Below are 21,782 nucleotides of genomic sequence, written 5' to 3'. Positions count from 1 at the left end.
GGGGGCGACCGAAAGGAAACCGAGATGCCGTCCTCATCCCTGGCAGCACCGCTCGACGTGACGCTGCGCCCGGACAGACCCGCGACGCTGGACGTCGATCCGCCCGATGACGTGCCGAGGTGGGCGGCCGAGTGCCGCGAGGCGCTGCGCGCGCAGGTCGCCGAGCACGGGGCGCTGCTCGTCCGGGGTCTCGGACTGCGCGACGCGGACCAGGTCGGCGCCGCCTTCGCGCGGCTGGCCGGCGGGAGCGGGCTGATGGCGGAGCGGGAGGCCTTCGCGCCGCGGGAGGCCCACGCAGAGGGGCTGTACTCCTCCACGGCCTGGCCGGCCAACCAGCCGATGTGCATGCACCACGAGCTGAGTTACCGGCTGGAGGTCCCCGGACTGATGCTGTTCGCGTGCCTGACCGCGCCCGGCCAGGGCGGGGCCACCGCGGTGGCCGACGCCGAGCAGGTCCTGCGGGCGCTGCCCACCGGGCTGACCGAACGGTTCGAGCGCGAGGGCTGGCTGCTGACCCGCAGCTACAACGACGAGATCGGGGCGTCGCTGGCGGAGTCCTTCGGTACCGACGACCGCGCCGAGATCGAGCGCTACTGCCGGGCGCACGCCATCGACTTCACCTGGCGGCCGGACGGTTCGCTCCGTACCGAGCAGCGCCGCAGCGCCGTCGTGCGGCACCCGCTCACGGGACGGCGCTGCTGGTTCAACCAGATCGCCTTCCTCAACGAGTGGACGCTGGCCCCGGAGGTGCGCGAGTACCTGGTCGACGAGTACGGCGAGGACGGGCTGCCCTTCAACACCCGCTACGGGGACGGCAGTCCCATCGGCGAGGACGTCGTCCAGGTACTCAACGGCACCTACGAGGAGCACACCCGACGTGAGCCGTGGCAGGCCGGTGACCTGCTGCTCGTGGACAACATCCGTACCGCGCACAGCAGGGAGCCGTACACCGGGGACCGGCAGGTGCTGGTCGGCATGGCCGAGCCCCGGCGGCCCGCCGACGACTGCCCGGCGGTGGAGGCGAGCGAACGATGACCGACGTGCTGCAGACCACGGCCCGGCCCGCCCGGCCCGAGGGGGCCCCGGTGCCCTCGTTCGCCGTCATCTCCGGCCGGCAGGTGCAGCAGGCCCTGAGCGGGCGGGAACGGGAGCTCGTGGAGCTGGTCGCCGCCACCTACCGGCTGCACGGCGCGGGGGACACGGTCAACCCGCCGTCGTACTTCCTGCGTTTCCCCGACCGGCCCACGGCACGGATCATCGCGCTGCCCGCCTCCCTCGGCGGCCCGGTCGGCGTGGACGGCGTGAAGTGGATCTCCAGTTTCCCGGAGAACGTGGACGCCGGGCTGCCGCGGGCCTCCGCGGTGCTGATCCTCAACGACCACGACACGGGCTACCCGTTCGCCTGCCTGGAGAGCTCCGTCATCAGCGCGACCAGGACCGCGGCGTCCGCGGCGCTGGCGGCCGACTGCCTCAGCCGCGGCCGGCCCCGCCCCCGCCGGGTCGGTTTCTTCGGCACCGGCCTGATCGCCCGCTACATCCACACCTTCCTGCACCGCACGGGCTGGGACTTCGACGCGATCGGCGTGCACGACGTGTCCGCGGGCAGCGCCACCGGCTTCGGCGACTACCTGCGCCAGACCGGCGCCGAGGCGGAGGTCACCGTCCACGACAGCGCCGGGGACCTGGTCCGCTCCAGCGATCTGGTGGTCTTCGCCACCGTCGCCGGCCGGCCGCACGTCACCGACCCGTCCTGGTTCGCCCACCACCCCCTGGTCCTGCACGTGTCCCTGCGGGACCTCGCCCCCGAGATCCTGCTCGACTCGGCCAACTTCGTCGACGACGTCGAGCACTGCCTGAAGGCCGACACCTCCCCCCACCTCGTCGAACAGCTCACCGGGAACCGTGACTTCCTGAACGGGACCCTGAACGACGTGATGCTCGGGCGGGCCGCGCCCCCGGCCGACCGCACGGTGGTCTTCTCGCCCTTCGGACTGGGCGTGCTCGATCTCGCCGTCGGCACATACGTCTACGACGAGGTGGCCCGGGCGGGGCACCTGCACCTCATCGACGACTTCTTCCACGAACTGCGCCGGTACGGCTGAGGCCGTTCTCCTCCGCCCGGCACCAGGAGGTCCGCCGTGCCTGTCATATCCGCTCCCTACGCCTTCAACGAGGGGCGCCTCTTCGTCGACCTCGAGTCGGTCTGCGGCCAGCCCCTCTTCCTGAAGTGCGAGGGCTTCAACTTCGCCGGTTCCATCAAGCTGAAGGCCGCGAACGAGATGGTGGAGAGCGCCGAGCGGGACGGCGCCCTGACGCCGGACTCCGTCCTCGTCGAGTCCTCGTCCGGGAACCTGGGCGTCGCACTCAGCGTGATCGCCGCGAGCAAGGGATACCGGTTCCTGTGTGTGACGGACTCCCGCTGCAACCTGTCGACCAGGCTGCTGATGGAGGCCCTCGGCAGCGAGGTGCACATCGTCGCCGACCTGGACTCCAACGGCGGTTTCCTGGGCAAGCGGATCGACTACGTCCGTGGGCTGTGCGCCTCCGACCCCCGGTACGTGTGGCTCAGTCAGTACACCAACGCGGGCAACTGGCGGGCGCACTACCGGACGACGGCCCCGGAGATCGCCGCCCAGTTCCCGGAACTGGACGTCCTGTTCGTCGGGGCGGGCACCACGGGAACGCTGATGGGCTGCGCCCGCTGGTTCCGCGAGTGGCGGCGGCCGGTGCGGATCGTCGCCGTGGACAGCGTGGGCTCGGTGGCGTTCGGCGGCGAACCGGGCCGCCGGATGATCCCCGGCCTGGGCATGAGCATGCGTCCGCCGCTGCTCGACGAGTCCTACGTGGACGAGGTGCTGCGGGTGGAGGAGACGGACACCATCCGCACGTGCCACCGCATGGCCCGGCACGGCTTCCTGTTCGGCGGTTCCACGGGCACGGTGGTCAGCGGTGCCACGGACTGGCTGGCCCGGCACGACACACGCGGCCTGACCGCGGTGGCCATCGCGCCGGACCTCGGCGAGCGCTACCTGGACACCGTCTACCAGACCAACTGGCTGCAGGACCTGTACGGCGAGCACGTACTCGACGCCGAGGAGGTGAGCACGCTCACCCGGCAGGCCAAGCCGGCGTCCCGGGGGCCGGGCCGCCGGCGAAGACCGTGACGGCGTCGGCGACGGGCGGGAAGGAGGAGGCCGCCCGCGGGGAGGGGCGGGCGGCCGGTGGGCCGGTCGGTCAGCCGGCGACGACGGCCTCGGCCGCCGCCGTCCCGCAGACCCGGGCGGCGCCGTAGGTGGCGATGTGCGGGGTGCCGCGCGGCGGTGCCTGGGGCAGGCCCATCTCGACCACGACGGTGTCGGGCCGGGCGGCGAGCAGGGTGTCGAGGGCGGCGCGCATCCAGTCGTGCCGGTGTTCGTCGCGGACCACGGCGACGATCCGGCGCCCGTCGGCGGCGGCGAGGGCCTCGGTGCCCGCTCCGGAGCCGGTGAAGGAGCCGGCGGCGGTTCCGGGCAGCAGCCGTTGCAGCTCGGCGGCCACGCCCCACGGGGTCTCGTCGCCGACGGCGATGTTGGCCTCCGGGGCGAACCGGGCGACGAACACCGGTCCGGTGACGGGCGCGGCGGCGCCGGTGCGGGTCACGGTGAGGGCGCGGCGGGCCGCGACCAGGCCGATCGCCGGATCCGGCTCGGTGTGGTCCGCCCGCTCGCGTGCCCCGGCGGTCCAGCGGGCCAGCCGGCGCACCCGGGCGGCGGCGTCGGCGAGCCGTTCCTCGGGCAGGTCACCGGAGCGTACGGCGGCCACGAGCGCGTCGCGCAGGCCGAGCACGGTGCCCTCGTCGCACAGTCCGCCGCCCACGCAGATGGCGTCGGCGCCGGCCGCGATCGCGAGGACGACGCCGTGCTCCAGGCCGTAGGTGCCGGAGATGGCGCGCATCTCCATGCCGTCGGTGACGATCAGGCCCTGGTAGCCGAGTTCCTCGCGCAGCAGTTCGGTGAGGATGCGGCGGGAGAGGGTGCCGGGGCGGTCGGGGTCGAGGGCGGGCACGAGGATGTGCGCGCTCATGACGGCCCGGGTGCCGGCGGCGATCGCCGCCCGGAAGGGCGGCAGTTCGCGCTCGTGGAGGGTGTCGGCGTCGACGTCGATGCGCGGTACGGCGTGGTGGGAGTCGACGTTGGTGTCGCCGTGGCCCGGGAAGTGCTTGGTGCACGCGGCGACACCGGTGGACTGCAGGCCCTCGACCCACGCGGCGGTGTGCCGGGCGACCAGGTCGGTGCTCGCGCCGAAGGAGCGGACGCCGATCACGGGGTTGTCGGGGTTGGCGTTGACGTCGGCGGAGGGCGCCCAGTCGAAGTTGACGCCGCAGGCCGCCAGGCGCCGGCCCAGCTCGCGGGCGACGGCCCGGGTGAGGGCGGGGTCGTCGACGGCGCCGAGGGCGTGGTTGCCGGGGAAGGCGGAGCCGGTGCGCACGTCCAGGCGTGTGACGTCGCCGCTCTCCTCGTCGATGGCGACCAGCAGATCGTCCCGCTCCGCCCGCAGCTGGGCGGTGAGCGCGGTGACCTGGTCCTCGCTGACGACGTTACGGCCGAACAGGGCGACGGAGGCGAGGCCTTCGCCGATGCGGCGGCGCACCCAGTCGGGCGCGGTGGTGCCGTCGAAGCCCGGCTGCAGCACCGCGAGGGCGTCGCGGGTGAGGCTGTCGCCCGCGGCGGAACCGCTGCCGGACGCGGTGGTGGCGAGTGTGGTCATCGGCCGGTCATCCCTTCACGGCGCCGTCGGTCAGACCGCTGACAGCCTTGCGTTGCAGGAGGATGAAGACGATCAGGATGGGCAGCGCGAACAGGGACGAGGCGGCCATCGTGGCCCCCCAGTCGTCCCCGAAGGCGGTCTGGAACTGCGACAGCCACAGCGGCAGCGTCTGCTTCTCGACGTCCTTGTTGAGGATCAGGACGAGCGGGAACTCGTTCCAGGCGGTGATGAACCCGAACAGCGAGGTCGCCATCAGACCGGGGGCCAGCAGCGGGAAGATGACGCGCACGAAGGCCTGCCCGCGGGTGCAGCCGTCGACCATGGCCGCCTCCTCCAGGTCCTTGGGCACGGCGGCCACGTAGCCGCGCAGCGTCAGGACGGTCAGCGGGAGCACCATCACCGTGTAGAAGACGGTGAGCGGGACCAGGCTGTTGAGCATGTCGTTGTCGCGGACGAGCATGTAGATGGCGATGATCATGACCTCCCAGGGGGCCATCTGCGCCAGCATGAACGTCACGATGAGCCCGCGCCGGCCCCGGAACCGCATCCGGGCGAGCGCGAAGGCCGCGAACAGGGCGATGACGAGGGAGAAGACGACCGACAGGACCGTGACGGTCACGGAGTTGACGACCAGCGTCCAGAAGTGGTCGGCGTCGACCGCCTTCTTGAAGTGGCTGAAGGTGACGTCGGTCGGGAACCACACCGGGTTCTCGGCGATGATGTCGCCGGTCGGCTTGAAGGCCGTGGCGAACATCCAGTACACGGGGAACGCGAAGCCGGCGAAGAGGATGACGGCGGTCGCGTTGGGCCAGAAGCGGCCGAAGATCGAGCGCTTCACAGCTCGTCCTCCTCTTGCTTGAGCACCATGCGGAGGTAGTACGAGGTGATGACGAGGAGCGCCACGATGGTGAGGAAGGAGATCGCGGCACCGACACCGAAGTGCTGGTTGCCGACGCCCTCGACGTATGCGTAGACCGGCAGGGTCTCGGTGAGCCGGTCGGGGCCGCCCTCGTTGATCGCGAAGACCTGGGTGAACGCCTTGAAGATCCAGATGACTTCGAGGAAGGTCGTGGCGTAGAGGAAGGGCCGCAGGAAGGGCAGGGTCACCGAGGTGAAGCTCTTCCAGCCGCCGGCGCCGTCCAGGGACGCGGCCTCGTACAGCTCCTTGGGGATGGTGGTGGTGGCGGCGTACAGGTTGATCGCGACGAACGGGACCGACTGCCACACGAGCAGCAGGATGATCACGAAGTACGTGGAGGTCTGGGTGCCCAGCCAGTTGTAGTCGGCCATGGAGTGCCAGCCGAGCCTGTCCAGGACCCAGTTGACGACACCGAAGCGCTGGGCGAACAGCCACTGGTAGACGGTGGTGGCGGCGACGTAGGGCATCGCCCAGGCCAGGACCAGGCCCACCATCAGCAGCAGCCGCATCCTCTTGCCGAGCCGGGCCAGCAGCAGCCCGACCAGGGTGCCGACCGCCATGATCAGTACGACGTTGACGGCGGTGAAGACGACGGTGCGCTCGACGACGTGCCAGAAGTCCTGGCCGGTCAGCACCTCGCGGTAGTTGTCGACGCCGTTCCACTCGGTGAGGTGCTGGATGAGCTGGCGCGGGTTGAGGTTCTGGAACGACAGCAGGCCGTTCTTGACCAGGGGCCAGCCGAGCAGCACCACGGTGGCCAGCAGTGCGGGCAGCAGGAGCAGGTAGGGGGCGGCGGCGTGCCGCCGGGACGGGGCCCCGGGGGTGCGGTCGCCGCCTCGCGGCGGGGCCGGCACCGGGGCCTTGCGGACAGCGGGCTCCCCGGCCGTGTCCGTGCCTCGGGTCTGCACTGACATGAGTTGCCATCTCTTCCGTGGCCGTACGAAACCATGGCCGTGCCCGTGGCACGGCGCAGGCGTGGGCCGGGGGCGCCGCGCGGCGCCCCCGGCACGGGTCTAGTTCTGCTGGGCCAGGCGCTTGTTGATCTCGCCCTCGACCTGCTTGGCGGCGTCCGCCGGGGACTTACCGTTGAGCACGGCCGTCATGTAGGACTTGATCGGGTTCGGGGCGTTCTCCACCGCGCCCCACTCGGGGATCAGCGGGGTGGTGCCGCCGACCGCGGCGCCCGGAGCGGCGGCCTCTGCGACGGCGTTGCCCTTGAGGTTGGTCTCCAGCGACTTCTTGTTCGGGATGACGCCGTTGAGCTTGGCCAGTTCGCCCTCGTACTGGTCGGACAGGGCGATCTTCAGGAACTCCTCGGCCAGGGCCTGCTTCTTGCTGCCCTGCGCGACGGCGAGGTTGGAGCCGCCGAGGAAGACGCTCTCGGGCTTGTCGGCGGTCTCACCGGGGATGGTGAAGTAGCCGAGGTCCTTCTCGATGGCCTTGTTGGCCTGGACGGCGGTGCCGGCCTCCCAGCCCATGCCGATGAAGGCGCCGGTCTTGCCCTTGGCGAAGATCTCCGCCTGCTGCGGGGTGGCCTCGTCCTTGTCCTTGGGGGCCTTGGAGTAGGAGGCGTACTTCTTGTAGATCTCCATGGCCTTGGCGACCTTCGCGTCGGCGAGGTTGGAGACGTACTTGTCGCCGTCCTTCTTCACCAGGTCGGCGCCCTGGCCGATGGTCAGGCCGTCGAAGAAGTACCAGTTCTGGCCGGGCAGGTAGATCGGCTCGGCGTCGGTCTTCTTGCCGATGGTGTCGAGGTCCTTGAAGAACTCGTCCCGGGTCTTCGGGGTGTCCTTGATGCCGGCCTTGGCCCAGATCTTCTTGTTGTAGATGACCACGCGGTTGGCGAAGTACCAGGGAGCGGCGTACTGCTTGCCCTCGTAGACGGAGGACTGCGAGACCGACGGTGTCCAGTCGGTGCCGATCTGCTGCTTGAGGTCGCTCAGGTCCGCGAGGCCGCCGGTGGCCGCGTAGGCGGGGGTCTGGGTGTTGCCGACCTCCAGCACGTCCGGCGGGTTGGACTCGGAGAGCGCCGTGGTGATCTTCTGCTGGATCCCGTCCCACTTCTGCGTCTCGAACTTCAGCTTGGCGCCGGTCTTCTTCTCGAACGCGGCCGTCACGTCCTTGACCCACTGGTCCGGCGTCGAGCCGTCCATGGCCCAGACCGTGAGCGTCTGGCCCTTGAAGCTGTCCGGTCCCGCGTTCTTGCCGCTGTCGTCGCCGTCGTCCCCGCCGCACGCCGACACGGAGACCATCATGCCCGCGATCACGATCGCGGCCGCAAGCTTGCGCTTCACGTCACCCTCCTCAGGGATGCCACTAACCCCCCACGCCCTCTGCGGTGACCTGCGCACGACGCTGTTGCACGTAGGGCTCGGGACCTGGCCACTAATGGTGTAGACCAGTACGGTGGAGCTTGGCCTAGACCTTTTTGAGTGTCAAGGGTGGTCCGGAAAGCCGGTCCCGGCCGTTACGAGAAAGTCACCGGAGCGCGTCCGTCCGCATTCCGCACCATTCGCCCGGGCGGTTCAGTTGGACTAGACCATAGGGCAGTTGGTCGCTATAACGGGAGCCCATCGACACAGCCGGGAAGGCAGGCATGACCACCGACGTCAGCAGCGCCCAGCCGCACAGGGGGGCGTCCGGCCGCACCGCGCGCGTGCCGAAGTACTACCGGATCAAGCAGCGGCTGCTCAGCATGGCCGAGGCGCTGCAGCCCGGCTCGGCCATGCCCGCGGAACGCCTGCTCGCCGTCCGGTTCGACACCTCCCGGACCACCGTCCGCCAGGCGCTCCAGGAACTCGTCGGTGAAGGCCGCCTCGACCGGATCCAGGGCAAGGGAACCTTCGTCGCCCAGCCGAAGCTGTACCGCACCCTCCAGCTCACCTCGCACACCGAGGACATGCGCGCCCAGGGCCTGACGCCGGGCTCGCAGATGCTGGACGTCGGCGAGGTCCCGGCGGACGAGAAGCTCGCGGGGCTGCTCGGCATCGCCACCGGCGAGCGGGTGCTGCGCGTCGAGCGGCTGCGGCTGGCCGGCGGCGACCCGATGGCGATCGAGACGACCCACCTGTCCGTACGGCGCTTCCCCGGTCTGCGCCGGTGCCTGACCACGTGTCCGTCGCTCTACACGGCGCTCGCCGAGGTGTACGGCGTCCACCTCGCGGAGGCCGACGAGACCATCGAGACCTCGCTGTCGACCCCGCGCGAGGCGCAACTGCTCGGCACCGACGTGGGGCTGCCGATGCTGCTGCTGTCCCGGCACTCGCGGGACGCGCAGGGCACGCCGGTGGAGTGGGTGCGCTCGGTGTACCGGGGCTCCCGCTACAAGTTCGTGGCCGCGCTGCACCGGCCGGGCCCGCGCCTGTCCCCCGCCCTGGTGCGGCGCGGCAGCCTCCCCCCACCCGGTCCGGACGGCCTCGGCCCGGCCTGAACGCGTGCGCCCGGCCCCGGTCGGCAGGGGCCGGACGCGCGCGTTGCCGGGGGTGGGCTCCCGCCGTCACTCCTGGCCGAGCGCGATGTCCTGTTCGGTGACGGCGTGGAAGGCGGGCAGCGGCACGATGCCCGACGGGCGCAGCTCCATGAGCGTGGCCTCCACGTGCGCCGGTCCCGCGCCGAGCGCCTCCGGGAAGACCTTCCCGGTGTTCTGCCAGCGGTGTTCGGCGCCGTCGCACCGGGCCTCGCTGCCGCCGACGGGGTACTTGTGGAGCGGGTCGCTCTGGCTGACCGAGGCGCTGACGAGCACCGGTCCGGTGCCGGCGGCGCAGCGGTAGGTGCCCGACAGGACGACCGTGCCGTCGGGCGCGATCACCCCGGTGGAGTCGACGGTGATGCTCTCGGCAGGGTCGGCGCCGGCCGTACCGACGGCGGCGCAGAGCAGGGCGGCGGCGCCGAGGACCGCGGCGAGCGCGGGGCGTACACGCATGGGGGTTACCTCCCGGTTTCGTGGAACGGGGCTCCACTGGTACCGGGCGCCCGCGCCGGGAGGCGTGACCGTACTCCATCGGTGGCGCGTCGTGGAGCCGTCCGGCAGGCCCTACGTCAGTACGGCGAACCCGTCCAGCTCCACCAGCGCCTGTTCGTCCCACAGTCGTACGACCTCCACGACCGCCATGGCGGGATAGTCGCGGCCTGCCAGGTCGCGCCAGATGCGCCCCAGCCGGCAGGCCTGGGCGCGGTAGGCGGCGACGTCCGTGGCGTAGACGGTGACCCGGGCGAGGTCGGCGGGGGTGCCGCCGGCCGCGCGCAGTGCGGCGAGGAGGTTGCCGAGGGCCTTCTCGAACTGCTCGGGGAGCGTGCCGCCGGTGACCTTGCCGTCGGCGTCCAGCGCGGTCTGGCCAGCGAGGAAGACCACGCGGGAGCCGGTCGCGACGACGGCGTGGGTGAAGCCCGTGGGCGGGGACAGCTGCGGCGGGTTGACGCGCTCGGTCGTCACCGGGCCTCCTGGTCGTGGGTCGCGAGGGGCGTGACGTCCGGGGTCCCGTAGAGGCCGGCGGCCGGGGGCTCGGCAAGGGCGGCGGCCTGAGTCTCCGCGAGGGCGGCGGCCGGGGGCTCGGCGTACAACTCCTTGGCGATGATGCCCCGTTGCACCTCGCTGGCGCCCTCGTAGACGCGGGGCGCACGCACCTCGCGGTAGAGGTGTTCGAGGAGGTGGCCGCGGCGCAGGGCGCGGGCGCCGTGCAGCTGGACGGCCGTGTCGACGACGTACTGCGCGGTCTCGGTGGCGAGCAGCTTGGCCATCGCGGCGCGCTTCGGGACGTCGGCGGCGCCCTCGTCGTACGCCGACGCCGCCGCGTAGACCATCAGACGGGCCGCCTCCGTGCGCAGGGCCATCTCGGCGACCTGGTGGGAGACGGCCTGGAGGTCCTTCAAGGTGCCCTGGAACGCCTCGCGCCGGCGCGTGTGGGCGAGGGTGGCGTCGAGTGCCGCCTGGGCCATGCCGACCGCGAAGGCGCCGACGCTCGGGCGGAAGAGGTTGAGGGTGCCCATGGCGACGGCGAAGCCGCGGTCCATCCCGCCGAGGACGTCGGCGGCGGTGACCGGCACGCCGTCGAAGTCGAGGGCGCCGATGGGGTGCGGTGAGAGCATCTCCAGCGCGGTGCCGGTGAGTCCGGGCCGGTCGGCGGGGACGAGGAAGGCGGTCACGCCGCGCGCGCCGGCGCCGGGAGTGGTGCGGGCGAAGACGGTGTAGAAGTCGGCCTCGGGGGCGTTGGAGATCCAGCACTTGGCACCGGTGAGCCGCCAGCAGCCGCCGCCGTCGGGCTCGGCCGCGAGGGACAGCGCCGCCGCGTCCGAGCCGGCCCCGGGCTCGCTCAGCGCGAAGGCGGCGACCGCCGTGCCGTCGGCGACCCGGGGCAGCCAGTGCTCGCGCTGGGCCGGGGTGCCGTGGGCGTGCACCGGATGGGCGCCCAGGCCCTGCAGGGCGAGGGCGGTCTCGGCCTCGGTGCAGGTCTGGGCCAGCGACTCCCGCATCAGGCACAGGTCCAACGCGCCGGAGGTGAACAGCCGCGCGAGCAGCCCGAGCCGGCCGAGTTCGGCGAGGAGCGGCCGGTCGACGCGCCCCGCTTCGCCCTTGTCGGCGACCGGACGCAGCCGTTCGGCGGCCAGGGTGCGCAACTCGGCGCACCAGGCGGCCTGCTGCGGTTCGAGCGAGAATGCGGGCACTGCCGTTCCTCCCTCCGCGGGCGGCCACCACGGCCTGCCCGTCGCCTGCCGGACCGGACCACCTCGGCCCGGTCCGTCACCACGGCCCCCGGCCGGCACGGCCGGACCGGAAAGACGCCGCCCCGTCGACGCTATCGCGTGCGGTTGACTGCCGTCACCGACACGATACGCTCGTTGGCGCGAGCCACCCAGGACGCCGGTGCCCACCACGACGCCCGTCTCGACGCTTGTCACGGCAAGGGGGCGAACCGCCATGCACCTCTCGGCCCACGTCGACACCTTCGCGCGCGACCACCTGCCCCCGCCCGACGAGTGGCCCGAGCTGCGGTTCGACCTGCCGGAGCTGCGCTACCCCGACCGGCTGAACTGCGCCTCGGAGCTGCTGGCCGGCCCCGATCCGGCCCGCCCGGTCTTCCACACCCCGGCCGGCCCCACCTGGACCTACGGGGAGCTGCGCGGCCACGTCGACCGGATCGCGCACGTCCTCACCGGCGACCTGGGCGTGGTCCCCGGCAACCGGGTGCTGCTGCGCGGCCCGACCACGCCCTGGCTGGCCGCCTGCTGGCTGGCGGTGCTGAAGGCGGGCGCGGTCGCGGTCACCGTGCTGGCCCAGCAGCGCCCGCACGAGCTGGCGGCCATGTGCGAGATCGCGCGGGTCCGGCACGCGCTGTGCGACGTCCGGTCGGTGGACGACCTGGCGAAGGCCGGGGTACCCGGGCTGCGGATCACGACGTACGGCGGCGGCGCGCCCGACGACCTCCTGGGCCGGCCGGCACCCGTCACCCCGTACCCGGCCGTGGACACCGCGGCCGACGACGTCGCCCTGATCGCGTTCACCTCCGGCACCACGGGCCGCCCGAAGGGGTGCGTGCACTTCCACCGGGACGTCCTCGCCGTCGCCGACACCTTCTCCCGGCACGTGCTGCGCCCCCACGCGGACGACGTGTTCGCGGGCAGCCCCCCGCTCGGCTTCACCTTCGGACTCGGCGGGCTGGTGGTCTTCCCGCTGCGGGCCGGCGCGAGCGCCCTCCTCCTGGAGCAGGCCGGTCCCCGGCAACTGCTCCCCGCGATCGCCCGCCACCGGGTCTCGGTGCTGTTCACGGCCCCCACCGCGTACCGCGCCATGCTGGAGGGGCTGGACGGGCACGACCTGTCGTCCCTGCGGCGCTGCGTCTCGGCGGGCGAGAACCTGCCCGCGGCCACCTGGCGGGCCTGGCACGAGCGCACGGGCCTGCGCGTCATCAACGGCATCGGCGCCACCGAACTGCTGCACATCTTCGTCTCCGCCGCCGACGAGTCGATCAGGCCGGGCACCACGGGCGTGCCGGTGCCGGGCTGGCAGGCGCGCATACAGGACGCGGACGGCGTGCCGGTGCCCGACGGCGAGCCGGGGCTGCTGGCCGTGCGCGGGCCGGTGGGCTGCCGCTACCTCGCCGACCCGCGGCAGCGCGACTACGTGCGCGACGGCTGGAACGTCACCGGCGACACCTACGTCCGCGAACCCGACGGCTGGTTCCGCTACGTGTCGCGCGCCGACGACATGATCATCTCGGCCGGGTACAACATCGCCGGACCCGAGGTCGAGGACGCGCTGCTGCGCCACCCGGACGTGGTGGAGACGGCGGTCGTGGGCCGCCCCGACGAGGCGCGCGGCCAGGTCGCGGTGGCGTACACGGTGCTGCGCGACGGGGCCGCGCGCGACCCCGAGGCCCTCCGCGCGTTCCTCACGTCCGAGCTGGCGCCGTACAAGTGCCCGCGCGAGTTCGTCTTCCTCGACGCGCTTCCCCGCACGGCCACCGGCAAGCTGCAGCGGTTCCGGCTGCGCACCGCGGGTGACCGGCGCTGATGCCGACGAACTAACATGATCAACGTGTCCGAGCAGCACGCCCCCAGGTCCCTCATCGTCACGCTCTACGGCGCGTACGGCCGCTTCCTGCCCGGCCCGATGCCCGTCGCCGAGCTGATCCGGCTCCTGGCCGCGGTCGGGGTGGACGCGCCCTCGGTACGCTCCTCGGTGTCCCGGCTCAAACGCCGTGGTCTGCTGCTGCCGGCCCGCACGCCCTCCGGCGCCGCGGGTTACGAACTCTCGCCCGAGGCCCGTCAGTTGCTGGACGACGGCGACCGCCGCATCTACGCCACGGTGCCGCCGCGGGACGAGGGCTGGGTGCTCGCGGTCTTCTCCGTCCCCGAGTCGGAACGGCAGAAGCGGCACGTCCTGCGGTCCCGGCTGGCGGGCCTGGGCTTCGGCACGGCCGCGCCCGGGGTGTGGATCGCCCCGGCCCGGCTGTACGAGGAGACGCGGCACACGCTGCGCCGGCTGCGCCTGGACCCGTACGTGGACTTCTTCCGCGGCGAGCACCTGGGCTTCGCGCCCACGGCCGACGCGGTCGCCCGCTGGTGGGACCTGGCGGCGATCGCCAAGGAGCACGAACGCTTCCTGGACGCGCACGCCCCGGTCCTGGACTCCTGGCAGCACCGCCCGGGCACCCCGCCCGAGGAGGCGTACCGCGACTACCTCCTCGCCCTGGACTCCTGGCGCCACCTCCCCTACACCGACCCGGGCCTGCCCGCCCGCCTCCTGCCGGCCGGCTGGCCGGGGGTCCGCTCGGCCCAGGTCTTCCAGTCCCTGCACGAGCGGCTGCGGGACGCCGGCGCGGAGTTCGCGGGGGTGTGACGCCGGCTCCCGCCGGTCTCAACCGCCGAGCCTCAGGCGGGGCTTGGGGGCGTCCGTACGTCCGGTCCGCGGGCGGCGGCTGCCCGCGCGGTACGGGTCGGGCCAGCCGGCGCCCGGGCCCTCGTACCCCTGCTCGGCCGCCGCGTGCAGGGTCCAGTTCGGGTCGTAGAGGTGCGGGCGGCCCAGTGCGCACAGGTCCGTCCGCCCGGCCAGGATCAGGGAGTTGACGTCGTCCCAGGAGGAGATCGCGCCGACCGCGATCACGGGGACGCGGGCCTCGTGCCGGATGCGGTCGGCGAACGGCGTCTGGTACGACCGCCCGAACTCCGGTCGCTCCTCGGCCACCACCTGCCCGGTCGAGACGTCGATCGCGTCCGCGCCGTGCGCGGCGAAGGCGCGGGCGATCCCGACGGCGTCCTCGGCGGTCGTGCCGCCCCCGGCCCAGTCGGTGGCGGAGATGCGCACGGTCATCGGCCGTTCCGCCGGCCACACCGCGCGCACGGCTTCGAAGACCTCCAGCGGGAACCTCAGCCGTCGTTCCAGGGAGCCCCCGTAGGCGTCGGTGCGCAGGTTGGTGAGCGGGGAGAGGAAGCCGGAGAGCAGGTAGCCGTGGGCGCAGTGCAGTTCGAGCAGGTCGAACCCGGCCCGTGCGGCCCGTTCGGCAGCCGTCGTGAACTGCTCGCGGATGTCGGTCAGCTGGGCCCGGGTGAGCCGGCGCGGGGTCTGGCCGCCCGGCTTGTACGGCAGCGGGGAGGCGGCGACCAGCGGCCAGTTGGCGTCGGGCAGCGGTTCGTCCATGCCCTCCCACATCAGCTTCGTGGAGCCCTTGCGGCCGGAGTGCCCGAGCTGCACGCCGATCGCCGTGCCGGGTGCCCGGGTGTGCACGAAGTCGGTGATCCGCCGCCAGGCCTCGGCCTGCCGGCCGGTGTAGAGGCCGGTGCAGCCCGGGGTGATGCGGCCCCGCTCGCTGACGCACACCATCTCGGTCATCACCAGACCGGCGCCGCCGAGCGCCCGGGCGCCCAGGTGGACGAGGTGGAAGTCGCCGGGGACGCCGTCCGTGGCGGAGTACATGTCCATCGGCGAGACGACGACCCGGTTGCGCAGGGTCAGGCCGCGCAGCCGGAACGGGGTGAACATGGGGGGCGTGCCGGGCGGGCAGCCGAACTCCCGCTCCACGGCACCGGTGAAGCGGGCGTCGCGCAACCGCAGGTTGTCGTGGGTGACCCGGCGGCTGCGGGTGAGCAGGTTGAACGCGAACTGCCGGGACGGCAGGCCGAGATACAGTCCCAGGTTCTCGAACCACTCCAGGCTGGCCCGCGCGGCCCGCTGTGTGGAGGCGACGACAGGTCTGCGCTCCTCCTCGTAGGCCGCCAGCGCCGTCGCCACGTCCGGCCGCTCCTCCAGGCAGGCGGCCAGGGCCAGCGCGTCCTCCACCGCGAGCTTGGTGCCGGAGCCGATGGAGAAGTGGGCGGTGTGCGCGGCGTCGCCCAGGAGCACGACGTTGCCGTGCGACCAGCGCTCGTTGGCCACCGTGCGGAAGGTCGTCCAGGCCGAGTTCCCGGACCGCAGGGGCCGGCCGCGCAGTGCCTCCGAGAAGATCTTCGCGCAGCGCTCGACGGACTCCCGCACGCCGAGTTCGTCGAAGCCGGCCGCGCGCCAGACCTCCTCGCGCATCTCGACGATGACGGTGGAGGCGTCGGCCGCATAGGGGTATCCGTGGAGCTGCATCACGCCGTGCCCGGTCTCGGCGATGTCGAAGCGGAAGGCGTCGAAGGCGAAGTCGGCGGCGAGCCAGATGTAGCGGCAGCGGTGTTCGGTCACCCGGGGGCGGAAGACGGCGGCATGGGTCTCACGGGTGGTGCTGTGGACCCCGTCGGCGGCGATGACGAGGTCGTGGTGTGCCGCGAGGCCGGCGGTGTCCGGGGCCCGGGTCCGGAAGCGGAGGTCCACGCCCAGGGAGCGGCAGCGCTCGTGCAGGATCTCCAGGAGGCGGTGCCGCCCCAGCGCGGCGAAGCCGTGGCCGCCCGAGCGGTGCCGGACGCCCCGGTGCACGATGTCGATGTCGTCCCAGCGGACGAAGTCCTCGCTCAGGGCCGCGTGGACCACGGGGTCGGCGTGCTCGATGCCGCCGAGGGTCTCGTCGGAGAGGACCACGCCGAAGCCGAACGTCTCGTCGGGGGGGTTGCGCTCCCAGACGGTGACGTGCCGCTCGGGGTCGAGGCGTTTGAGCAGGGCCGCGGCGTAGAGACCGCCCGGGCCGCCGCCGACCACGGCCACGCGCAGGGGGCGGGCCGGCATGGTCACCGCCCCCGCCACTTGGGCGGGCGCTTCTCCGTGAAGGCCGCGTGGAACTCCGCGTAGTCCTCGCCGTTCATCAGCAGGGCCTGGGTCGAGGCGTCCAGCTCCACCGACGCCGCCAGGGGCATGTCCAGCTCGGCCGTCAGCAGGGCCTTGGTCTGGGCGTACGCGAGGGCGGGGCCGTCGGCCAGCCGGCGGGCCAGCTCCTGGGCCGCCCGGTCCGTCCCGCCCTCCTGCGTCAGCTCGCTGATCAGGCCGATGCGCTCCGCCTCGGGGGCGCGGACCGGCTCACCGAGCATGAGCAGGCGGGTGGCGTGGCCGAGGCCGACGATCCGGGGCAGCAGGTAGGCCGCGCCCATGTCGCCGCCGGAGAGGCCGACGCGCGTGAAGAGGAAGGCGAAGCGGGCCGAGGGGCCGGCGACCCGGAAGTCGGCCGCCAGGGCGAGGACGGCTCCCGCGCCGGCCGCCACGCCGTGCACGGCGGCGACCACCGGGAACGGGCACTCGCGGAGCGCCCGCACCACCTGGCCGGTCATCCGGTTGAAGTCCAGCAGCTGGGCGGTGTCCATGGACAGGGTGGCGCCGATGATCTCGTCGACGTCGCCGCCGGAGCAGAAGCCGCGCCCCTCGCCGGCCAGCACCAGGGCGCGCACCGAGCGCTCCCGGGACAGCTCGGCGAGCAGGTCGCGCAGGTCGGCGTAGGCGCCGAAGGTGAGGGCGTTGAGCCGGTCGGGGCGGGCGAGGGTGACGGTGGCGACCCCGTCGGTGAGCCGGACCCGCAGGTGCTCCCAGTCGGAGGTGCGGGCGGCGGAGCCGGTGAAGGGACTCATGCGTGCGGCCTCCCTGCGGGGCCTGCCGGGGCGGCGGCGCCCCACGTCGCGGTGGGTGGTGCCTCACAGTGCTCTACCCGACGAAGCTATCACTCATTTGTGACCGTCGTCATGAGTGCGCGACAGATGGGACCCGGCCGGCCGGGTCCGGTCACGAGGGTCACCGGTCGTCGACAGCGCGGTAACAGTGGGCACGGCCGCGCGAGGGGGGCCGCCGGGCGGGGTAGGCCGCCCGGTACCGGGGCCGCGGGGTCCCGGGCGAAGCCCGTCGACGGCCGTCCGTGGCCGGGCCCGTACCATCTCTACAGTCGAAAGCAGGACAGCCTGCTCCATGAACGGACTCGCCTTGCACCAACGCCCCGCCGGACCGGCCTCCTGGCGCCTCGCGCTGCCCCACACCGCCGCGGCGGTGCCCGCGGCGCGCGCCCTGGTGCGCACGGCCCTCACCGAGGTGGAGCATCCGGCGGACCGCGACACCGCGGAGCTGCTCACGGCGGAGCTGGTCGCCAACGCGGTCGAGCACACCGCCGGGCGCGGCCCGATCGAGCTGGTCGTGGAGCTGCTGCCGACCGGCTGCCAGGTGGAGGTGCACGACCCGGACCCGGCGCCGCCCGGCCATCTGACCCGGCCCGTGATCGAGCAGCCCGACCCCTGGCAGGAGGGTGGGCGCGGTCTGCTGCTGATCCGCGCCCTCAGCTCGTCCTGCGGTCACCGCCCCACCCCGTCGGGCAAGGCGGTGTGGTTCAGACTGCCTGCGGTTCCCGGTCAGCGCCGTCCGGTGTGACCTCGGCGGCCGTGCGGGCCAGCGTGGAGTGCCGGCGTCCGTAGGCGGCGTAGACCAGCAGTCCCGCCGCGAGGAACACCGCGAACTGGATCCAGGTCCGCCACCCGGTCTCGTACATCAGGTAGAGGCAGAAGGCGACGCCGAGCAGCGGGCCCAGGGGGTGGAGCGGCACCCGGAAGCTGCGGGCGAGGCCCGGCTCGCGGCGGCGCAGGGCGATCACCGCGATGTTGACGACGGCCATGACGGCGAGCGTGCCGATGGTGCACAGGTTCATGACGGCGCCGAGGGAGGCGAAGGCCGCCGGGACCGCGAAGACGACCGCGACGATCAGCGTGCCGGCCACCGGCGTGGAGGTCCTCGGGGAGACCTTCTCGAAGACGCGCGGGATCAGGCCGTCCCGGGACATCGACATCAGGATGCGGGTCTGGCCGTACATCACGGCGAGGACCACGGACGCGATGGCGACGACGGCGCCGAAGGCGATGACCCCGCCGCCGACCGAGGAACCGGTGACCTCGTTGACGACGAACGACAGCGCGGCGGGCCGGCCGGCCACCTGGTCGCCGCCGATGGCGCCGATGGCGGCGACCGCGACCGCGCAGTACAGCAGGGTGACCAGGCCCATGCAGACCATGATGGCGACCGGGATGTCGCGGCGGGGGTTCTTGGCCTCCTCGCCGGCCGTGGTGATGGCGTCGAAGCCGATGTAGGAGAAGAACGCGGCGGTGGTGCCCGCGCCGATGCCGCCGAGACCGGCCGGGGAGAACGGGGTGAGGTTGCCGTCCTTGAAGGCGCTGTAGCCGATGACGCAGAAGGCGAGGAGGATGGCCAGCTTGACGGCCGCCATGGCGGCGGTGGCCCGGGCGCTCTCGCGCACCCCGCGGACCAGCAGCACCGAGGCCATGGCGATGACGATCACGGCGGGGAGGTTCACGATGCCGCCGTCACCCGGCCCCGCGGACAGCGCGGCCGGGAGCTGCCCGCCGGTCAGGCTGTGCAGCAGCTCGTTGACGTACTGGCTCCAGCCGACGGCGACGGCCGAGATGGAGATGCCGTACTCCAGCAGCAGGCACCAGCCGACCAGGAAGGCGGTGGACTCGCCGAGGCCCGCGTAGGCGAAGGAGTAGGAGGATCCGGAGACCGGGATCGCGCCGCCCAGCTCGGCGAAGGACAGGGCGGTGAAGACGCAGGTGAGCGCGGCGAGGACGAAGGAGACGACGACGGCGGGACCGGCCTGGGCGACGGAGTCGGAGAGGCCGACGAAGATGCCGGTGCCGACGATGGCGCCGACGCCGAAGCAGATGAGCTGGAAGAGGCCCATCGTGCGCTTGAGGCCGTGTCCCTCACGGTCGGCGCCGGACTCGGCGACGAGCGCTTGCGGTGACTTGATACGGGGAGCGGGCATGCGGGTGGTGCTCGTTTCTGGTGGTGCGGGCGACCGGGTGGGGTCGCGGCGGCGGCTCGGCCGGGGTGGTGCCGGGCCGCCGGTCAGGATAAGGCGGATCAGGCCAGCGTGGCGACGAGTACGGCCTTGATGGTGTGCAGCCGGTTCTCGGCCTCGTCGAAGACGACCGAGTGCTCCGACTCGAAGACCTCGTCGGTGACCTCCAGGCAGTCCAGTCCGTACGTCTCGTGGATCTCGCGGCCGACCCGGGTGCCCAGGTCGTGGAAGGCCGGCAGGCAGTGCAGGAAGCGCACGTCCGGGTTGCCGGTGGCGCGCAGCACGTCCATGGTCACGGCGTAGGGCGCGAGGGCCTTGATGCGCTCGCCCCAGACCTCCTTGGGCTCGCCCATGGAGACCCAGACGTCGGTGGCGACGAAGTCGGCGCCCCGGACGCCCTCGGCGACGTCCTCGGTGAGGGTGAGGCGGGCGCCGCTGCCCCCGGCCAGCTCGCGGGCGCGGTCGACGACCTCCTCGCCCGGCCAGTAGTCCTTCGGCGCGACGATCCGCACGTCCATGCCGAGCAGCGCGCCGGTGACCAGGTAGGAGTTGCCCATGTTGAAACGGGCGTCGCCGAGGTAGGCGAAGGTGATCCCGGTCAGCGGCTTGTCGCTGTGCTCGGTCATGGTGAGCACGTCGGCGAGCATCTGGGTGGGGTGCCAGTCGTCGGTGAGACCGTTGTAGACGGGGACGCCGGCGCAGGCGGCCAGCTCCTCGACGGCGGACTGGCTGTCCCCGCGGTACTCGATCCCGTCGAACATCCGGCCGAGGACGCGCGCGGTGTCCCGCACCGACTCCTTGTGGCCGATCTGCGAGCCCGAGGGGTCGAGGTAGGTCGTGCGGGCGCCCTGGTCGGCCGCGGCGACCTCGAACGCGCAGCGGGTGCGCGTCGAGGTCTTCTCGAAGATCAGCGCGATGTTCCTGCCCCGCAGGTACTGCGTCTCGGCGCCCGCCTTCCTGGCCGCCTTCAGCTCGGCGGCCAGCTCGACCAGGCCACGGAACTCCGCCTCGGTGAAGTCCAGCTCCTTGAGGAAGTGGCGGCCGGCGAGGGCGGTCGGGACTGTCGCCATGGGGGCGCTCCAGAGGTATGACGGCAAGGGACTCTGGAATTCTATACGACCTTCAGCATTTATATACGGGCCCTGGGCGTCCGCTCGGTCACACCGCCTCGCGCTCGACCGGACAGCTCATGCAGCGGGGTCCGCCCCGGCCACGCCCCAGCTCGCTGCCCGGGATCTCGATCACCTCGATGCCCTCCTTGCGCAGGTGGGTGTTGGTGGTCGCGTTCCGCTCGTAGGCGACGACCACCCCGGGCTCGACGGCGAGGACGTTGCAGCCGTCGTCCCACTGCTCGCGCTCGGCGGCGTGCACGTCCTGGGTGGCGGTGAGCACCCGGATCTCGCCGAGGCCGAGGGCGGCGGCGATGGCGCGGTGCATGTGCTCCGGCGGGTGGTCGGTGACCTTCAGCTCCCGCTCGCCGACGCCCGGCTCGATGGTGTACGAGCGCAGCATGCCGAGGCCGGCGTACTGGGTGAAGGTGTCGCCGTCGACCATGGTCATCACCGTGTCGAGGTGCATGAAGGCCCGCCGCTTGGGCATGTCGAGCGCGACGATGGTGCGTGCCGAGCCCGCCGCGAACAGCTTGTGCGCGAGCATCTCGACGGCCTGCGGGGTGGTGCGCTCGCTCATGCCGATCAGCACGGCGCCGTTGCCGATCACCAGGACGTCGCCGCCCTCGATGGTGGAGGGGTAGTCGGCCTGACCGCGGGACCAGACGTGGAACGTCTCCGCGCAGAAGAGCGGGTGGTGCCGGTAGATCGCCTCGAAGTGGACGGTCTCCCGCTGCCGGGCGGGCCAGCGCATGGCGTTGATGGAGACTCCGTCGTATATCCAGGCCGAGGTGTCGCGGGTGAAGAGATGGTTGGGCAGCGGGCGCAGGAGGAAGTCGTCCAGGTCCATGACGTGGAAGCGCACGGAGGCCGGTTCCGCGTACGCGTCCAGGAACTCCCGCTTGGTCATCCCGCCGACCAGGGCCTCGGCCAGCTCGCCCGGGGTCATCCGGTCGAAGGCGGCGCGCAGGTGGCCGGTGGCGAGGGGGCCGTACTCCTTCTCGTCGAAGACCCGGTCCAGGACGAGGGATCTCGCCTCGGGGATCTCCAGGGTCTCGGTGAGCAGCTCGCCGAAGAGGTGGACGGTGACCCCGCGGTCACGCAGGACGTCGGCGAACCCGTCGTGCTCGGCGCGCGCCCGGCGCACCCAGAGCACGTCGTCGAAGAGAAGGGCGTCCTTGTTGCTGGGGGTGAGCCTTTTGAGCTCGAGGTCAGGCCGGTGCAGGATGACGCGGCGGAGCCGCCCGGCCTCGGAGTCGACATGGAATCCCATGTCTCCATCCTGACCACCGGGCCCCGGCTTCACCCGCCTTCCGC

At 72.6% G+C, this 21,782-nt stretch carries 19 protein-coding genes; 7 read left to right on the top strand and 12 right to left on the bottom strand.

Going from position 1 to position 21,782, the window contains the following annotated elements; all coding sequences use genetic code 11:
* Positions 1-24 precede the first annotated feature (24 nt).
* The 3 genes from IE177_RS33385 to sbnA are packed head-to-tail and all read left to right on the top strand — an operon-like array spanning position 25 to position 3,164.
* Positions 25-1,035, top strand: a complete 1,011-nt coding sequence (locus IE177_RS33385; protein ID WP_190019228.1) for a TauD/TfdA family dioxygenase — start codon at positions 25-27, stop codon at positions 1,033-1,035.
* Entirely contained in the window at positions 1,032-2,102 is a 1,071-nt protein-coding gene (gene sbnB, locus IE177_RS33380; RefSeq protein WP_190019227.1) for a 2,3-diaminopropionate biosynthesis protein SbnB, read from the top strand. Before IE177_RS33385 ends, sbnB begins: the two co-directional genes overlap by 4 nt.
* A 36-nt stretch (positions 2,103-2,138) precedes the next feature.
* Positions 2,139-3,164 carry a 2,3-diaminopropionate biosynthesis protein SbnA gene (sbnA, locus tag IE177_RS33375; protein ID WP_190019226.1) on the top strand — a complete coding sequence of 342 codons (1,026 nt, stop codon included), beginning with the start codon at positions 2,139-2,141 and terminating at the stop codon, positions 3,162-3,164.
* Between the two features lie 70 nt (positions 3,165-3,234).
* Here the strand turns inward: sbnA and IE177_RS33370 are convergent, their stop codons facing one another.
* The 4 genes from IE177_RS33370 to IE177_RS33355 all read right to left on the bottom strand — a co-directional run bounded on the left by IE177_RS33370 (position 3,235) and on the right by IE177_RS33355 (position 7,959).
* Positions 3,235-4,746: a glycoside hydrolase family 3 protein gene (locus IE177_RS33370; RefSeq protein WP_190019225.1), complete on the bottom strand. Its 1,512-nt coding sequence runs from the start codon at positions 4,744-4,746 to the stop codon at positions 3,235-3,237.
* 7 nt (positions 4,747-4,753) lie between these two features.
* Complete coding sequence (locus tag IE177_RS33365; RefSeq protein WP_190019224.1) at positions 4,754-5,584, bottom strand: carbohydrate ABC transporter permease; 831 nt, start codon at positions 5,582-5,584, stop codon at positions 4,754-4,756.
* A complete protein-coding gene (locus IE177_RS33360; RefSeq protein WP_190019223.1) occupies positions 5,581-6,579 on the bottom strand; it encodes a carbohydrate ABC transporter permease in 999 nt (332 codons plus the stop codon). The genes IE177_RS33365 and IE177_RS33360 overlap by 4 nt, the downstream gene beginning before the upstream one ends.
* 99 nt (positions 6,580-6,678) lie before the next feature.
* Positions 6,679-7,959, bottom strand: coding sequence for an extracellular solute-binding protein (locus IE177_RS33355; protein WP_190019222.1), 1,281 nt, complete (start codon positions 7,957-7,959; stop codon positions 6,679-6,681).
* A gap of 302 nt (positions 7,960-8,261) precedes the next feature.
* Here IE177_RS33355 and IE177_RS33350 point away from each other — a divergent pair, with 302 nt between their 5' ends.
* Positions 8,262-9,095, top strand: a complete 834-nt coding sequence (locus IE177_RS33350) for a GntR family transcriptional regulator (RefSeq protein WP_190019221.1) — start codon at positions 8,262-8,264, stop codon at positions 9,093-9,095.
* Positions 9,096-9,161: 66 nt separating this feature from the next.
* Here IE177_RS33350 and IE177_RS33345 read toward each other — a convergent pair whose 3' ends face one another.
* From IE177_RS33345 to IE177_RS33335, 3 genes are all read right to left on the bottom strand, one after another.
* Positions 9,162-9,587: a DUF6299 family protein gene (locus IE177_RS33345; protein ID WP_190019220.1), complete on the bottom strand. Its 426-nt coding sequence runs from the start codon at positions 9,585-9,587 to the stop codon at positions 9,162-9,164.
* A 111-nt stretch (positions 9,588-9,698) separates the two neighbouring features.
* Entirely contained in the window at positions 9,699-10,097 is a 399-nt protein-coding gene (locus IE177_RS33340; protein WP_190019219.1) for a RidA family protein, read from the bottom strand.
* Complete coding sequence (locus tag IE177_RS33335) at positions 10,094-11,326, bottom strand: acyl-CoA dehydrogenase family protein (protein ID WP_190019218.1); 1,233 nt, start codon at positions 11,324-11,326, stop codon at positions 10,094-10,096. The genes IE177_RS33340 and IE177_RS33335 overlap by 4 nt, the downstream gene beginning before the upstream one ends.
* Positions 11,327-11,474: 148 nt before the next feature.
* Here IE177_RS33335 and IE177_RS33330 point away from each other — a divergent pair, with 148 nt between their 5' ends.
* A complete protein-coding gene (locus tag IE177_RS33330) occupies positions 11,475-13,172 on the top strand; it encodes an AMP-binding protein (RefSeq protein ID WP_190019235.1) in 1,698 nt (565 codons plus the stop codon).
* Positions 13,173-13,187: 15 nt separating this feature from the next.
* Positions 13,188-14,000 (top strand): PaaX family transcriptional regulator, encoded by an 813-nt coding sequence (locus IE177_RS33325; RefSeq protein WP_190019217.1) that lies wholly within the window; start codon positions 13,188-13,190, stop codon positions 13,998-14,000.
* An 18-nt stretch (positions 14,001-14,018) separates the two neighbouring features.
* Here IE177_RS33325 and IE177_RS33320 read toward each other — a convergent pair whose 3' ends face one another.
* Complete coding sequence (locus IE177_RS33320; RefSeq protein WP_190019216.1) at positions 14,019-16,301, bottom strand: bifunctional salicylyl-CoA 5-hydroxylase/oxidoreductase; 2,283 nt, start codon at positions 16,299-16,301, stop codon at positions 14,019-14,021.
* 2 nt (positions 16,302-16,303) lie between these two features.
* Complete coding sequence (locus IE177_RS33315; RefSeq protein ID WP_190019215.1) at positions 16,304-17,131, bottom strand: enoyl-CoA hydratase family protein; 828 nt, start codon at positions 17,129-17,131, stop codon at positions 16,304-16,306.
* Positions 17,132-17,462: 331 nt separating this feature from the next.
* Between IE177_RS33315 and IE177_RS33310 the strand changes: the two genes are divergently transcribed.
* Positions 17,463-17,915 (top strand): ATP-binding protein, encoded by a 453-nt coding sequence (locus IE177_RS33310; protein WP_190019214.1) that lies wholly within the window; start codon positions 17,463-17,465, stop codon positions 17,913-17,915.
* On the opposite strand, the gene IE177_RS33305 is transcribed toward IE177_RS33310, so the two are convergent.
* The 3 genes from IE177_RS33305 to IE177_RS33295 form a co-directional block, all read right to left on the bottom strand.
* A complete protein-coding gene (locus IE177_RS33305; RefSeq protein ID WP_190019213.1) occupies positions 17,875-19,320 on the bottom strand; it encodes an amino acid permease in 1,446 nt (481 codons plus the stop codon). The two genes, IE177_RS33310 and IE177_RS33305, sit on opposite strands and share 41 nt — an antisense overlap.
* Before the next feature lie 98 nt (positions 19,321-19,418).
* Positions 19,419-20,426 (bottom strand): ornithine carbamoyltransferase, encoded by a 1,008-nt coding sequence (gene argF, locus IE177_RS33300; RefSeq protein WP_190019212.1) that lies wholly within the window; start codon positions 20,424-20,426, stop codon positions 19,419-19,421.
* An 88-nt stretch (positions 20,427-20,514) separates the two neighbouring features.
* Complete coding sequence (locus IE177_RS33295) at positions 20,515-21,738, bottom strand: arginine deiminase (protein WP_190019211.1); 1,224 nt, start codon at positions 21,736-21,738, stop codon at positions 20,515-20,517.
* Positions 21,739-21,782 lie beyond the last annotated feature (44 nt).

Origin of the sequence: Streptomyces lucensis JCM 4490, from assembly GCF_014650035.1 — a bacterium.
In the GTDB taxonomy this organism is placed as follows: Bacteria; Actinomycetota; Actinomycetes; order Streptomycetales; family Streptomycetaceae; genus Streptomyces; species Streptomyces lucensis.
Note: the sequence above shows the minus strand (reverse complement) of the source record. Positions and strands in the feature narration are given on the sequence as shown.